This is a genomic window from Pandoraea cepalis, assembly GCF_902459665.1.
Classification (GTDB): domain Bacteria; phylum Pseudomonadota; class Gammaproteobacteria; order Burkholderiales; family Burkholderiaceae; genus Pandoraea; species Pandoraea cepalis.
Genome location: NZ_CABPSL010000012.1, coordinates 18,146 through 33,522, shown reverse-complemented (window position 1 = coordinate 33,522; position 15,377 = coordinate 18,146). Strand labels below are relative to the sequence as shown.

Below are 15,377 nucleotides of genomic sequence, written 5' to 3'. Positions count from 1 at the left end.
AGGCGCGCTATTTCGGGATTTTGATGATTCATGTTATAAATGCGAATCGTTTTTGTTAACATTCGCATCATCACCCAAAAATGTGTGGACGCTGTGTTTGCGCGGAACCGTTTTCGATCGGCCTCGACCGTCGCGTCGCCAAAGGGTGACGTCTTCGCCTGCGGGCCATATTTTCATGTGATTCCCGAGCATGTTGATTGGATTGGCTATTGCCCTGGCATGGCTGGCAGGCGGCGCTTGCTATCTCACCTCTGAGCACCAGCGTGTGCGCGCACGACGTTTGGCTGCACAGCCCGCCCGGTCACTCTCGCTGTTGGCCGCTATTGCCAGCCTGGGTTGCTGGTGGCTGGCGGCCGGCCCTTCGGCCGGCATCGCGGCGGCGTTCATGTCGCTGTGTTTCGGCCAGCTTTTCTGGCCGTATGCAGTGGGCGGCTGGCGCTCTTTGCGCGGAAACACTCATGTGGAGTAGAACCTTCGCCGGCTTGGTGCTCGGCGGCTTCGCGGCGATGGCGCTGTGCGGCGCTATCGCCCACCTGACGCCGGCCGGTTGGCAAACGGCGGTGATTCCCGTCATCGCCCTCTTCCCGCTCCTGTGGCTTGGCCTGTGTGCCGTCGCCTACGCGAGCCGCACCGCCAAACACGCGTGGGTTGGCCTTGGCGCCACCACCGTCGTCGCCTGGGTTGCGCTGCTGTTGGCGCACGCCGTCGGGTAAGGATTGTTCAATGCGCGCCCAAACCCTTCGCCAATATCTGAGTGTCCACACGTGGGCCGGCATCGTCGCCGGTTTCGCGCTGTTCATCGCCATGCTCGGCGGCGCCCTGACCGTCTTCCATCATGAGATCGAACGCTGGGAGCAGCCCGCCACGCGTCATGCACCGCTCTCGCTCGCGCAAACGGAACAGCTCGCCGAGCGGGTTCGCATGCAATTCCCGGCCGCGCGCGAGCAGATGGGCGTGGTGTTGCCCAATCACTCGCCAACGCCCTTTGCCTACTGGCAGGAACCGAACGGCGAATGGCAACAGGCACGCTTGCCCGCTAACGCCGAGGGTACCGCGCCGTCGCTCGTGATCGGCGATGCGCGCCCGGGCCTGTCGGGCACGATCAATGCGCTGCACTACTCGCTGTCGATCCCGACCTACGGGCTATATCTGATGGGCGTGGTGTCGCTGTTCTACGGCATGGCGTTGATCTCGGGCGTGATCGTGCATCTGCCGCGCGTCACGCGAGACCTCTTTGCGTTGCGCCCGGGACGCAACGTGAAGCGCTTCTGGCAGGACGCGCATAACGCCATCGGCGTGCTGAGTCTGCCGTTTCATATTGTCTTCGCGCTGACAGGGGCGCTGCTGTGCCTCCTCCTGCCGCTGATGATGGCGTTCAACGTCGTGACGTTCGATAACAAGCTGCTGTCGCAAATTCCGCAGATAACGGGCGCAGTGCCGGCAACGATCGCACCGGTCGACGGCAAGCCGCTTGGTCTCACGGCCCTGCTCGCCCGCGCCGAGCACGCGGCGCCCGGCATGGAGGCGACCGCCGTAGCGTGGACCCGCTACGGCAAGCCAGACGCGGTGGCCGAAGTCTACGGCGAAGCCAGCGACTCGCTGGGAGTGTTCTCTGCCGTGGCCGTGCGCCTGAACGACGGGGCGATCGTCGGTCAGCACAGTCCCGGCGCACGGGACGCCAACCACGCGATGCTCAGCATGATCTACGGCGCCCACTTCGGTAACTTCGCGGGCGATGCCATGCGCTGGGTGTACTTCGTCCTGGGCCTGATGGGTGCGGTGCTCGTCTACAGTGGCAACCTGCTCTGGCTCGAATCGCGTCGCAAGCGCAACGCAGCCGTACAACCCGCCCATCTGCGAGGGATGGCCAAGGCCACCGCCGGCGTGTTTCTCGGCACATGCCTGGGGATTGCCGCGGCCTTCGTCGGTGCGATCGTCGCCCCCGACATGACGGCGCTCTCAATCTTCATCGCCACGCTCACCGCCTCGATGCTTTTCGCCGCGCTCGCGGCGCCGGCGGTGGCAGCCACGGGACTACTTGCAGCGACGGCGCTCGTCTGCCTCATTATCCCGGCCGCCGACGCCGTGCTCACGCCGGACAATCTCGTGCGCTCGATGGCTGCGGGCGATTGGGTGCTGGCCGGCGTTGACCTCGTCGCGATCGTCTTCGCGGGCGGCTTTGCACTGTTCGCGTGCGCGACCTGGAAACGCGCCCGCCGCGGCGATCCCTACAGCGTGTGGGCACGACCCGCGCCGACTTCCGCTGCCCCGACCTCAGAAGCCAGCGCTGACCTGAGCGCCAGGCCCTAGCAGCGAGTCGCACGCACGGCCACGTCGACGCGCGCCTGACCGGCTGCCGGTCGATCCGAGGCGCGCCGCCTTCCAAGATGAGTCAGGCCCCAGCCGGGTCCGGCTGGCGGCTTGCGTAGCGCGCTTGTCCCCACATTGGATCGCGCCATTCATCGCCCGTCGGAACGTCGCCTCGTCTCAACAGACGTCCACACAATCATTCCGCCAGCGCTCGTTGCTCACGCCATCGGCGCGTGTCCCGTCTCCAGCCAACGAAAGCGCATTTCACATTGCGGAATTCCCTCGAAATTTCGCTCACCTCATTTTTCCGTCACCCGAAAACGTGTTTCGAATTGCGAAATATCGCACATATGTCATTGAAAAATAAGCATAAATTAACTCTTATGTCTTATATAAGACTTGACCCAATCGCGCCAAACGGCGGTACCATTTCGTCATGCAGTTCGCTTCGACATACGGGGGCGACACGCTGAACCCTTTATTCAAACGCGCTTTGCTCTCAGGAGAGGCACATGACCCAATATCAAGACGACATCACCGCTGTGGCTGGTTTGAAGCAGAAACAAGGCAGCGCCTGGGATGCCATCAATCCCGAATATGCCGCACGCATGCGTGCCCAGAACCGATTCAAAACGGGTCTGGACATTGCCAAGTACACGGCCAAGATCATGCGCGCCGACATGGCCGCCTACGATGCGGACCCGTCCAAGTACACCCAGTCGCTGGGTTGCTGGCACGGCTTCATCGGCCAGCAGAAGATGATCTCCATCAAGAAGCACTTCAACACCACCGACCGCAGCTACCTTTATCTGTCGGGTTGGATGGTTGCAGCACTGCGCTCGGAGTTCGGACCGCTGCCGGACCAGTCGATGCACGAAAAAACCTCCGTCACCGCGTTGATCCGCGAGCTGTACACGTTCCTGCGCCAAGCGGACGCCCGCGAACTCGGCGGCCTGTTCCGCCAACTGGACGCGGCCGACGGGGCTGCCAAGGCCGCCATCCAGGAAAAAATCGACAACCACGTCACCCACGTCGTGCCAATCATCGCCGACATCGACGCGGGTTTCGGTAACGCGGAAGCCACCTACCTGCTGGCCAAGCAGTTCATCGAAGCCGGCGCATGCTGCATTCAGATCGAGAATCAGGTGTCCGACGAGAAGCAATGCGGTCACCAGGATGGCAAAGTCACCGTGCCGCACGAAGACTTCCTCGCCAAGATTCGCGCGATTCGCTACGCCTTCCTGGAACTGGGCGTGGACGACGGCATTATCGTGTCCCGTACCGACTCGCTGGGCGCCGGCCTGACCAAGCAGATCGCCGTGACCCACACGCCGGGCGACTTGGGCGACCAATACAATTCCTTCCTTGATTGCGACGAAATTTCGGCGGATGCCCTCGGCAATGGCGACGTCGTCATCAAGCGCGACGGCAAGCTGCTGCGTCCCAAGCGCCTGCCCAGCAACCTGTTCCAGTTCCGCACTGGCACTGGCGAAGCACGCTGCGTGCTGGATTCCATCACCGCACTGCAAAACGGCGCCGACCTGCTGTGGATCGAAACCGAAAAGCCGCATATCGCCCAGATCGCCGGCATGGTCAGCGAGATTCGCAAAGTGATCCCGAACGCCAAGCTGGTGTACAACAACAGCCCATCGTTCAACTGGACCTTGAACTTCCGCCAGCAGACGTATGACGCGATGAAGGCGGCCGGCAAGGATGTCTCAGCCTACGAGCGCGGCCAGTTGATGAGCGAGGAATACGATGACACCGAATTGGCGGCCGTCGCCGACGAAAAAATTCGCACGTTCCAGGCCGATGCGGCGCGCGAAGCCGGTGTCTTCCACCACCTGATCACACTGCCGACGTACCACACCGCCGCACTGTCGACCGACAACCTGGCCAAGGAATACTTCGGCGATCAGGGCATGCTCGGCTATGTGGCCGGCGTGCAGCGCAAGGAAATTCGCCAGGGCATCGCCTGCGTGAAGCACCAGAATATGTCCGGCTCGGACATCGGCGACGACCACAAGGAGTATTTCAGCGGCGCTGCGGCCCTCAAGGCAGCGGGGAAAGACAACACCATGAACCAGTTCTAACCGGTTGCGATGACAAAAAAAACCGCTCGATTGAGCGGTTTTTTTTCGTCCCAAGGAAGCAAGCGCTGCCTTGAGCATAGGGGCCGACGGACTTAGCCGACGAATGCACGCTCGACGAGGTAATGCCCCGGGGCGTGGTTGTGGCCTTCCACGAAGCCACGCTTCTCCAGCAGCTCGCGGGTGTCCTTGAGCATGGCCGGGCTGCCGCACAACATGATGCGGTCGTTTTCCGGCGAAAATTCCGGCAAACCGATGTCGGCGAACATCTTGCCCGACTCAACCAGCTCCGTGATACGGCCCTGATTTTCGAACTCTTCGCGCGTCACCGTCGGATAGTAGATCAGCTTGTCGCGCACGTACTCACCGAGATACTCGTGCGCCGGCAGATGCTGCGTAATGAGATCGCGATACGCCAATTCGCTGGTGAAGCGGCAGCCGTGAACCAGAATGATGTGCTCGTAGCGATCGTAGACTTCCGGATCGCGGATGATACTCATGAACGGCGCGAGGCCCGTGCCCGTCGAAAGCAGGTACAGATGCTTGCCCGGCAACAGGTTGTCGTCGATGAGCGTACCGGTCGGCTTGCGGCCAACGATGACCTTGTCGCCCGGCTTCAAGTGCTGCAGACGCGAGGTCAGCGGACCGTCCTGCACCTTGATGCTCAGGAACTCAAGTTCTTCCTCGTAATTCGCGCTCGCCATGCTGTAGGCGCGCAGCAGCGGTTTGCCTTCCACTTCCAGCCCGATCATCGTGAACTGGCCATTGACGTAACGGAACGAAGCGTCGCGAGTGGTCTTGAAGCTGAACAACGTATCAGTCCAGTGGTGGACTTCCAGCACGGTCTGTTGATTCTGAGTACTCATATTGGCTTGACGTATGACGACGGGCGGGGCGCGGCACATCGACGGAACTAATGCCCGAATCGCCTGACATGCGAATGCGCGAGCCGTCCTTGATGGCCCCGATGCCCGGACCCCAGGCGCGCCTGGCAGACGCACTTCCGGTTTTGGGCGGGAAAACCCCATTATTTTACCTCAAACGGGAATTGCTTTCATTTGTCCCCATCGGACCGCAAGGGTTTTGGCGGAATCGTGCGCCAACGCAGCGCGTCGACTCGACCGAACACGCGAAGTCCTTCGTATTCCGACCGATGTGACGCATCGAGCCGCTCGCGGGGCAAGTTGACGCCAACCAAAAGTCGCGCCAGTACGCAAGCCCCCATCGGCTAGGGAAACCCCCAAAGCCCGCCCAGCAAGGGATTGCGCCGGCGCATGACCGGAGATGCCCGTAGTTACCGGGTTTTTGTCATCATGAACGAGAAAGTACGCGGCATCGCACAACAAAATCGCCGCAAACCGTTGTCAGCACTGGCCCACAGCCCGCCGATGGCTCTATAATGCGGCTGCCCGGCCAGTGTCGGCGCCCTCTCGAGGCGTGACGGGATGGATCTTAGGATCGCGTTTGCGTGACGTGTCGCGATGGCGACTTTCTGGCATGTGCCGCGTGCCTTATGGCGCGGATACAACACCGACACTCGCCAAATGGCGAAAGTGTTAGAGTTGTCGCCGGTATTCACCACCTCTCAAGGGAAACACACATGAACAAACAGGAACTGATCGACGCCGTCGCCGGTGTTACGGGTGCTAGCAAGGCTCAAACTGGCGAAACCCTCGACACTCTGCTCGAGACCATCAAGAAGGCCGTCGCCAAGGGTGACGCGGTCCAGTTGATCGGCTTCGGCTCGTTCGGTTCGGGCAAGCGCGCCGCACGTACCGGCCGCAACCCGAAGACCGGCGAAGCGATCAAGATCCCGGCCGCCAAGACCGTGAAGTTCACGGCTGGCAAGGCGTTCAAGGACGCTGTGAACAAGAAGTAAAACCAGTTGCGCGCAGGCCGGCCTTCGGGCCGGCCTATCTTTTTTGCTCGCATGGCCGCGCCGCGCTGTGCAGCAATGGATAGGCGTCACGTCATCCTCTCGCGAGGTCCACGACTGATGTGACGCTGCGTGCCTCGCGGGTGTCCTGCACACCGCAGCTCGGGCACCGGGCGCCCGCGACGAGACGCTCCCAGCGTCGTGTCCTGCCCCACTCCGGCAGCGACTCTCCTGTTGTCTTCCCCTGCCGTCAACACCCGCCGTCCTGACGCGCGTTGCCGATGGCTTTTTGCGAATCGCCGCACCTCGCGCAGCCCCCGCGCCACCCTGTCGCATCGGACTTCCTTGGCGCTTGGCCCCAGGCAACTATGCTATGTTGCGTGACATGACACGCGTGACGACAGCGGCCATCGTCGCCGCCATCGAGGGACCGCCCGCTGCCGGCCAGGCCCCCACGGAGACGCGCACGGCGCTTGGCGCCGGGCGCATGCGGCGCATGTCCGCCGCACGCCTGCTCGTCACCCTCGCCGCCCAGATCCTGCAACCATGGCCATCGCTACCGAAGGCGGGCGAAGACAGCGACATCGCATCCATCGACGCCGAGGTCGTGCACGAGTTGCGAATTGCGATACGTCGTCTGCGTGCGTTGATCGATGTCTTTTCGCCGTGGCTCAAGCCTCGCTGGCACCATCGGTTGAACGAGGAATTGCGCTGGCTGGGGCAATCGATGGGCCCTGCGCGAGATACCGATGTGTTAGTGACAACGACATTACCCGCGTTGCGCGCCGACTTGCCCGACATCGACTGGCCCGAGGTGGACAGGCACGTGGAACACCTGCGCCGCGACGCCCGCGCACAAGTTGCCGCGGCATTGACCGGCGAGCGCCAACAGGCATTGCATGGGTTGCTGCTCAGCGCCTTCGGGATGCGCGAGGACGGCCGATGCAAGATTCGCTCGGCCAAGGCATTGCGACGCCCCTCGCGTACGCCAGGCAAGCGGTCGCGCGCGTTGGCGCAGCATGCCCGCAACATGCTGCGCGCCCAATACATCGCGCTGTTTCCGGATTGTCGCCAGTTGGCCATGCTCGACACCGAGCAGTTGCACGCGTTGCGCGTGAAGATCAAGAAGGCCCGTTACAGCGCCGAACTGTTGGCGCCCTGGCTGCGCAAATCGGTCGGCTCGCCCTACGAGAGCACACTGCATGCCGCACAGACGCTCCTTGGGCAACTCAACGATGCCGTCGTCGCGCAGCGAATGTGCGAAGCCATGCCGTTGCACGACGCGCAGCGCAGTGCCATGATCCGACGCCTCGATACGATCATCGTCAACACCACAAGCCGCGCGGCGCACGTGCTGGGCCAGTTGCCGGATGCGCACACGCTGGAGCGCGGCATGCGCGCCCGCTGAGCGCTCACGCCACCTTCGTGCGCAGCAGGCGCATGCCGTTTGCAATCACCAGCAGACTGGCCCCCACATCGGCGAACACCGCCATCCACAGCGACGCCAGCCCGACCACCGCCAGCGCGAAGAACACGGCCTTGATCGCGAGCGCCACGGCAATATTCTGCTTGAGCACCGTTGCGGCACGCCTCGACAGCGCCAGGAAGGCCGGCAGCTTGTGGAGGTCATCGTCCATCAGCGTGACGTCGGCCGTCTCCAGCGCGCTGTCGGTGCCGGCCACCCCCATCGCGAAACCGACGTCGGCGGCTGCGAGCGCAGGGGCGTCGTTAATACCGTCGCCGACCATGCCCACGTACCCGTATGTCTCTCGCAAGGCCGACACCGCCTGCCATTTGTCTTCCGGCAGCATTTCGGCACGCACGTCGCTCACGCCCGCCTGCCGACCGATCACTTCCGCGGTCGCACGATTGTCCCCGGTCAGCATCACCGTGTGAACACCCATGGCAGCCAGACGCGCGATGGCGTCACGGCTTTCCGCGCGCAGCGTGTCGGCCACCGCCAACACGGCGATCGCCTGCGTTTCGCTGGCCAGCACGATGGCCGTGCGGGCTTGCGCCTCGAGACGTGCCAACGTCGCCTCTACGTGCGCATTGCACACGCCGAGCGATTCGATCAGACGATGGTTGCCGAGGTAGTAAAGGGTCTGACCGACACGCCCCTTCACGCCCATTCCCGCGAGTGCTTCGACCTCCGTGACCGACGGTAATGCGCCAAGACCCGCTCGCGTATGACCGTCGACCACGGCGCGCGCCACGGGATGGGTGGTCTGCGCGTCGAGCGCGGCGGCGAGCGTAAGTGCCTCGTCGTGTGACGTTTCGCCCAACGGCACCACGTCGGTCAGGCGCGGCTCGCCACGCGTCAGCGTGCCCGTCTTGTCGAGCGCGACCGCGCGGATCAGACGGCCGGTTTCCAGAAACGAACCGCCTTTGATCAGAATGCCTGCACGAGCAGCAGCCGTCAGGCCGCTCACGACCGTGACCGGCGTAGAAATCACGAGCGCACACGGACACGCGATGACCAGCATCACCAGCGCCTTGTAGATCCAGGGCGACCATGCCAGACCGAAGGCCAGCGGCGGCAGGAGCGCGACGAGCAACGCGCACAGCACGACAACCGGCGTGTAGATCCGCGAGAACTTGTCGACGAAACGCTGCGTCGGTGAACGTTGCTGCTGTGCGGTCTCCACGATACGCACGATGCGCGCAAGCGTCGTATCGCCCGGCGCAACGCGCGTGCGATACACGATCAAACCGCTTTCGTTGATGCTGCCCGCGTAGACCTCGTCGCCCACCGTCTTGTCGACGGGGACGCTCTCCCCAGTGATCGACGCCTGATTGAGCGCCGAACTGCCCTGCTCGATCACGCCGTCGATGGCAATGCGATCCCCCGGCCGTGCACGCACGCGCGTGCCCACCGCAAGTGACGCCGAGGGCACATCCAACCAGGTACCGTCCGGCTGTTCGACGGACGCCCGATCGGGCGCCAGGCGCATCAGCGCTTCGACGGCGCGGCGGGCACGCGTGAGCGATGCGGCTTCGAGCTTTTCCGACAAGGCGAACAGCACGATCACCATCGCCGCTTCCGGCCATTGACCGATGCACATCGCGCCAATCACAGCGAGCGACATCAGGAAATGAATGTTCAGCGTGAGGTGACGCAGCGCGATCCAGCCTTTCTTGAGCGTTGGTAGTCCGCACGCGAGAATGGCGGCCACGACCACAGCGCCGACCCAGGGACTGTGCTCAGGCACGCCGGACCAGACCGCGATCTCGCTTGCCGCAGCCAGCAAGACGCCCGCCACCAGACGGGCAATGTCTGCCTTTCGGCTCGCGGGGGGCGGCGGTGCATTGGTGTCGCCGGCGGCCAGCGGCACCGGCGTCATGCCAAGCTTTCGCAAGGTGTCGGCGACCGCCTCCCCATGCCGGGCAACGTCGGTCGACGACGCGTTGTCGTCGAAAACGATCGTCAATTCTCGCTTGAGCAGGTTGAAGTACAGCGCATCGACGCCGGGCCGATGCTCAAGCTGATCGCGGATGAGACGCTCTTCCGTCGGGCAATCCATCTGATCGATTCGGAAACGGGCCTGCGGCGCCCCCGTCGCTGGCATCGGTTCGTCCGGCGCAAAACGCGCAGCGTCTGCGCAACACGACGCATCGTCGTGCGCATGCGCGGAACTTGGGGCGCATGGGGCGACATGATCGTGTGCATGTTCGCGGTCGTGGTCGTGCGAGTGGCCGTGCGAGTGGCCGTGTTCGCTATCGTTGGCGTGCGAGGGGTCGTGCCGATGCCCGTGATCGTGACGATGACCGGAGTCATGCGTGGGGTGATCTGTCGCCGTCGAGCCGGCCAGACGGGCCGAATCCGAGGGGTGGGACATGGGAACTCCTGATTGACTGATTCGTGTTACCCTCCATTCAAAACCCTGTAGTCACTACGGAGTCAAGCATGAAAATCGGAGAACTGGCCCGCGCGGCGGGCACCGATGTCGAAACGATCCGCTATTACGAGCGGGCAGGCCTGCTGGCGGCCCCGCCGCGCACGGACGCCGGGTATCGCGCCTACGGCGACGACCATCTTGAAGCGCTGCGTTTCATCCGCCACTGCCGCTCGCTCGACATGCCGCTCGCCGATGCGAAACGACTCGGCGAACTCGCCCACGACACGAACGTGACGTGCGAAGACGCGAACCAGTTGATCGAAGCCCACCTTACTCGCGTGCATGCCCGCATTCACGAGTTGCAGGCGCTCGAACAACAGTTGCTGCACCTTCAGGCGCAATGCCATAGCCGCCACGAAACCAGCGATTGCGGCATCTTGCGTGCCCTCATGCAAGGCGCGCATGGCGAAGCCTGCGCGTGCCACAGCGAAACCGATCCGATCGAAGTCGCCTGCGACCACAATCACTCGCCCATGTGAGCGTCGCGGGCGTCGCTGTCCTGCGGCGCCCCTCTGCCAACGCCTGCGGGTATCGGCATCACCTGTCACGACAAAGTGTGCACGCCTTGACAGCACCTCGCGCGTGCTCGCCACTCGCTCGCCAACCTCGGCTCGGTTCACCCTGAACGTGGCGACGATTATGAAGAATGGCGGCATTTCCCCTGAAAACAAGGGCAAACCGACACGGTTTCTATATACAATGTCCCGCACACGAACACGCAGGTAGGAACCTATTCGTGTGAGCCGCCATCGCGCGGCGTTCAGGATGGCCATCGATATGTCGGCATCCGTTTCAATTTTGCTTATTTGTCGGAGACCTTATGTCCAGCGATGTATCCGCTACGCCCACCCCCGCGACGGAAAGCACCGCCGACATCGTGATCATGGGTGCCGGGGCGGCGGGGATTTCCGTGGCGGCCAGTCTGCGACGCCGCCGTCCGTCGCTCTCGATCACGATCGTGGACCCTGCCGACACGCATTACTACCAGCCGGCCTGGACGCTCGTCGGTGCCGGCGAGTTCGATGCGGCACGCACGGCGCGTCCGATGTCGAGCGTCATTCCCAACGGCGTGACGTGGATTCAGGCGGCTGTCACCGCTTTCGCGCCGGACCACCAGCAAATCCTGCTCTCGGACGGTCGTCGCCTCGGCTATCGCTACCTCATCGTGGCGCCGGGCCTGCAACTGAACTGGGAGGCCATCGACGGCCTGACCGACACGCTCGGACGTAACGGTGTCACGTCCAACTATCGCTTCGATCTCGCGCCCTACACGTGGTCGCTGGTGCGTGACTTCAAGGGTGGCAATGCGCTGTTCACGCAACCGCCGATGCCGATCAAGTGCGCAGGGGCACCGCAAAAGGCCATGTATCTGTCGGCACACACGTGGCGTCAGAACGGTGTGCACAACAAGACGAAGATTGAATTCCATCTTGTGGCCCCGGCCCTTTTTGGCGTGAAGGATTACATCCCCGCGCTCATGGAATACGTCAAGCGCTACGAGATTTCGCTCAATCATCTCTCGCACCTGCGGGCGGTCGATGGCGAACGTCGCGTGGCCCGCTTCGAGATTTTCGACGCCGACGGTCAATCGCAATTCGTCGACAAGCCCTTCGACTTGCTGCACGTCGTCCCGCCGCAAAGTGCACCGGATGTGTTGCGCGCAAGCCCGTTGGCCGACGCGGCCGGCTGGTGCGAAGTCGATCCGGCCACACTGCGCCACGCGCGCTTTGCCAATATTTTCGGCGCGGGCGATGCCATCTCCGCACCCAACGCGAAGACGGCGGCCGCCGCACGCAAGCAGGCGGTTGTCGTTGCCGAGAACCTGCTCGCCGCCATGGACGGCCGCCCGCTGCCCATGCACTACGACGGCTATGGCGCTTGTCCGCTCACGGTCGAACACGGCAAGATCGTGCTCGCGGAATTTGGCTATGGCGGCAAGCTCATGCCCACGTTCCCCCTCGACGGCACGAAAGCGAACCGTATCGCGTGGATGCTGAAAAAGTACGTGCTGCCAAAGATTTATTGGGATGTCATGCTTCGCGGTCGCGAGTGGCTGGCGCAACCCAGTCGTCCCGGCCATAGGTAAAACCCGAACTCAATTTTCGACGACGGGTGCCGTTAATGGACATAGGACCCGGTTTCCCGACCGGGCACGAGCTTCTTGTCGGGCCACGCCTAGTGCGCGGTCTGCCCGAGCGCGAGGAACGCGGTGCCATGGCCGGCAAGCCTTATCCGCCTCCTCGCACGACGGCCGACACATTTTCGCGTCTTATGCAGAACATGATTCAAGGGCTTTCTGGCGGCACGACCTGTTCGACGCGTGAGCTTCCTCTGCCGGGTGGCGCTGCCCGCGGCGATGACAAACGTTCAACCTTACGGGCGACGTCTGCCTGCTTGCCGAGATGAACGATACCAACGCGTTGCGACGGCAAGTCGTGCTCGCCGACCTACTGCTGGATCGCCAGCGGCTCCTGCGCGCCCTTAGCCTGGAGTTGCGCACACCAAACCCGCCGGGCTGCCATTGTGCGCTGGTCGTGCTGCACGTGGGCCGCGGTCAGCGCATGGCGACCCGCCAACCGGCCATTTCGGACGCCGATCTGCTCGCCACCGTTGCGTTTCGCGTCGGTTCGCGCATTCGTCGCCGCGACATCATCGGTCGCGTGTCCGATCAGCAGATCGCCATCTTGCTGCGCGATCTCGGCAGCCGCGACGCGGCGATACAGATCACCCGCCGCTTCATTCGCGCCGGCGAATCGCCGGTGCCCTGCGGTGACGGCCTGCTCTACCCGATCATCTCGGCGGGGATCACCCATCTGCCCCAGGTGCCGGTGTGGCCCGCCACACTGCTTGAGCACACGTCGGATGTCGCCGACCAGGCGATTCGCGAGAGCGCCTCGCGGTTTCTCGTGACCGAAGCCCCGGCGACGCCCACAGACAGTGTCAATCCGCCGGACGAAGCCGGCAACGAACATCACTGGCGCAACGCCATCGAGCGCGCGCTGTCGGGGTCGGAATTCCGGCTGCACTACCAGCCACAGATCGACATGCGCACGCACCGGCTGACCGGACTCGAGGCGCTCATCCGCTGGCAGCGCGACGACGAACTGATCATGCCGGGCGAATTTATCCCGGCTGCCGAGCGTTGCGACGTGATCGGCCCGATCGGCGACTGGACACTGCACGAAGCCTGCCGTCAGCTCGATCAATGGCATACGAACGGTCACGAGTATCCGCGTGTGGCGGTGAACCTGTCAGCGCAACAAATGCGCGTGCACACCCTGGACACGATCCGCTACGCCCTCAAGCACCATCGAGTCCCGCCGGACAAGCTCGAAATCGAGATCACCGAGTCGTCGCTGATCTCGCACCTCGACGAGGCTGCAACGCTGATGAACGAACTCGTGGCGATGGGCGTGCGCCTCTCGCTCGATGACTTCGGCACCGGCTATTCAAGCTTTGTGCGGCTCAAGCGCTGGCCGTTCGGCACCGTCAAGATCGACTACCAGTTCGTGGCCGGCGTGCTGCTTGGCGGCTACGACACCGAGTTGATTCGCGCCATCATCGCCATTGCTCGCAAGCTCGAAATCGAGACGGTGGCGGAAGGCGTCGAAACCATTGCCCAGCGCGATGCGCTCGCGTCGATGGGTTGCCACGCATGGCAGGGGTATCATTGCACGCGCCCCCTACCGCCAGGACACATCGAGACGTTCATCCGCGACTGGCACGGGCGGCTGTAAGCGCGCCCGCCGCCTTCAACCGGCCCCCCCGGGTCGGTGCGCGGTGCAATCGTCGCCGTCCACCGAAAGCCCGCCCCGGCTACGCCCGGGGCGAGTCGACCCAGACATCGGGCTCACGGGCCCGGGGTCGCCAACCCAGACAGGTCCGATGCCCAAGACGAATCCCGATGCATTCGCCCCATCACCGTTTCGCGCCATTTCACTCGTTGCCGCCACCCTCTGCCTGACCCTGAGCACCGCGGCACGTGCCGACCTATCGCTCTTGCAACCCCCGCGCGCCCTCTCGGGCGGTGCGCCGTTGCAACTGACGTTGCTGGCCACGCACGACGGCCCGGGGCACAAGACGCTCGCGTTGCCGAACAAGATCGTCGTGCGTATCTCGAACGACGACTTTAAACCCACGCTGATCTCCCTCAAGCGCGCGGCACTCGCGCCCGCGCACGTGACACTCTCGAGCGGCCAGTTCCGGCGCATCACATACGCCGCCGACCTGCCGAAGGAGCTACGCGGCTCGGTGCGCGTCGAGCCGGTCGATTGGGATGCCTCGACCACCACGATCGTGCTCGATCGTGCCGCACCGACCCAGCCGATGGTCGCCGCCACCCCGGTCCCACGCGGCAGCGGTGCCGTGCCGGGTACCGCAGTCGGTGCGTCCGCGTCAGCCGCTGCGCTCACCGCGGCCGCCTCCGACGCCCTCGCCAGCACCGCTCCCGACGCGATTGCACCGACCAGCGACGCCGAGTTTGCGCGCATCTCCTCGAATGAGCCGATGTACATCGCATTCGGAAAGAATGGCGACGCCAACGCACGCTTCCAGCTCAGCTTCAAGTTCCATATCCTCAAGCCGGAAAATCCCGCCTCGAAGGCCTTCCTCGATAACCTGTACTTCGGCTATACGCAGCTATCGGTCTGGGATCTGGAGGCCGAATCGGCCCCGTTTCGCGACTCGAACTATCGGCCAAGCCTCTTCTACTACGTCCCCGACACCGGCGTGCGCGCGAGTTGGTTCTCGTCGCTGGGCGTCGCGGCAGGGTTCGAGCACGAGTCCAACGGCAAGGCGGGCGAGGATTCTCGCAGCATCAACACACTGTTCGTCAAACCGATCTTCAAGTTCGGCAATCCCGCCGAGTACCACTGGACGGTGGCGCCGAAGCTCTATGCGTATCTCGAAAAGAAAGACAACCCCGACATCCAGGACTACCGCGGCTACCTGGATCTGCTCGTGTTGTGGGGCAAACCGAACGGGTGGCAGATCGGCGCGACCTTGCGCAAGGGCATGAAACGCAACTATGGCAGCGTGGACCTGCAGGTGACCTATCCGCTGGGCAAGCTGATACCGGGCACCGGCGGCTACCTGTGGCTCGGTTACTTCACCGGTTATGGCGAAGATATGCTGGACTACAACCGCCACTCTCGGTCGCAGGTGCGGATCGGGTATAGCGTATTCCGCTGGTAGCCAAGCGAA

The 15,377-nt window shown here is 63.5% G+C and carries 11 protein-coding genes and 1 pseudogene; 10 read left to right on the top strand and 2 right to left on the bottom strand.

Annotated elements, in window-relative coordinates:
• Positions 1 to 190 precede the first annotated feature (190 nt).
• The 4 genes from PCE31106_RS15270 to PCE31106_RS15255 all read left to right on the top strand — a co-directional run bounded on the left by PCE31106_RS15270 (position 191) and on the right by PCE31106_RS15255 (position 4,403).
• Entirely contained in the window at positions 191 to 469 is a 279-nt protein-coding gene (locus PCE31106_RS15270) for a hypothetical protein (RefSeq protein ID WP_150563854.1), read from the top strand.
• Complete coding sequence (locus PCE31106_RS15265; protein WP_150549752.1) at positions 459 to 713, top strand: hypothetical protein; 255 nt, start codon at positions 459 to 461, stop codon at positions 711 to 713. The genes PCE31106_RS15270 and PCE31106_RS15265 overlap by 11 nt, the downstream gene beginning before the upstream one ends.
• Positions 714 to 723: 10 nt before the next feature.
• Entirely contained in the window at positions 724 to 2,310 is a 1,587-nt protein-coding gene (locus PCE31106_RS15260; RefSeq protein ID WP_150563853.1) for a PepSY-associated TM helix domain-containing protein, read from the top strand.
• Between the two features lie 512 nt (positions 2,311 to 2,822).
• Positions 2,823 to 4,403 (top strand): isocitrate lyase, encoded by a 1,581-nt coding sequence (locus PCE31106_RS15255; protein ID WP_150563852.1) that lies wholly within the window; start codon positions 2,823 to 2,825, stop codon positions 4,401 to 4,403.
• Between the two features lie 92 nt (positions 4,404 to 4,495).
• Here PCE31106_RS15255 and PCE31106_RS15250 read toward each other — a convergent pair whose 3' ends face one another.
• A complete protein-coding gene (locus tag PCE31106_RS15250; RefSeq protein WP_026132014.1) occupies positions 4,496 to 5,266 on the bottom strand; it encodes a ferredoxin--NADP reductase in 771 nt (256 codons plus the stop codon).
• A gap of 734 nt (positions 5,267 to 6,000) precedes the next feature.
• Here PCE31106_RS15250 and PCE31106_RS15245 point away from each other — a divergent pair.
• A complete protein-coding gene (locus PCE31106_RS15245; protein ID WP_017234305.1) occupies positions 6,001 to 6,279 on the top strand; it encodes an HU family DNA-binding protein in 279 nt (92 codons plus the stop codon).
• Between the two features lie 370 nt (positions 6,280 to 6,649).
• A complete protein-coding gene (locus PCE31106_RS15240; protein ID WP_150563851.1) occupies positions 6,650 to 7,684 on the top strand; it encodes a CHAD domain-containing protein in 1,035 nt (344 codons plus the stop codon).
• Between the two features lie 4 nt (positions 7,685 to 7,688).
• On the opposite strand, the gene PCE31106_RS15235 is transcribed toward PCE31106_RS15240, so the two are convergent.
• Positions 7,689 to 10,115, bottom strand: coding sequence for a heavy metal translocating P-type ATPase (locus tag PCE31106_RS15235; RefSeq protein WP_150563850.1), 2,427 nt, complete (start codon positions 10,113 to 10,115; stop codon positions 7,689 to 7,691).
• 68 nt (positions 10,116 to 10,183) lie between these two features.
• Here PCE31106_RS15235 and PCE31106_RS15230 point away from each other — a divergent pair, with 68 nt between their 5' ends.
• From PCE31106_RS15230 to PCE31106_RS15215, 4 genes and pseudogenes are all read left to right on the top strand, one after another.
• Positions 10,184 to 10,654 carry a Cd(II)/Pb(II)-responsive transcriptional regulator gene (locus PCE31106_RS15230; RefSeq protein WP_150563849.1) on the top strand — a complete coding sequence of 157 codons (471 nt, stop codon included), beginning with the start codon at positions 10,184 to 10,186 and terminating at the stop codon, positions 10,652 to 10,654.
• A gap of 371 nt (positions 10,655 to 11,025) precedes the next feature.
• Positions 11,026 to 12,261, top strand: a pseudogene (locus PCE31106_RS15225) (NAD(P)/FAD-dependent oxidoreductase); the annotation flags it as partial.
• Positions 12,262 to 12,577: 316 nt separating this feature from the next.
• The gene (locus PCE31106_RS15220; RefSeq protein WP_150563847.1) at positions 12,578 to 13,912 is read left to right on the top strand and encodes a putative bifunctional diguanylate cyclase/phosphodiesterase; all 1,335 of its coding nucleotides are present in this window, start codon (positions 12,578 to 12,580) and stop codon (positions 13,910 to 13,912) included.
• 148 nt (positions 13,913 to 14,060) lie between these two features.
• Complete coding sequence (locus PCE31106_RS15215; RefSeq protein ID WP_150563846.1) at positions 14,061 to 15,368, top strand: phospholipase A; 1,308 nt, start codon at positions 14,061 to 14,063, stop codon at positions 15,366 to 15,368.
• Positions 15,369 to 15,377: the final 9 nt, after the last annotated feature.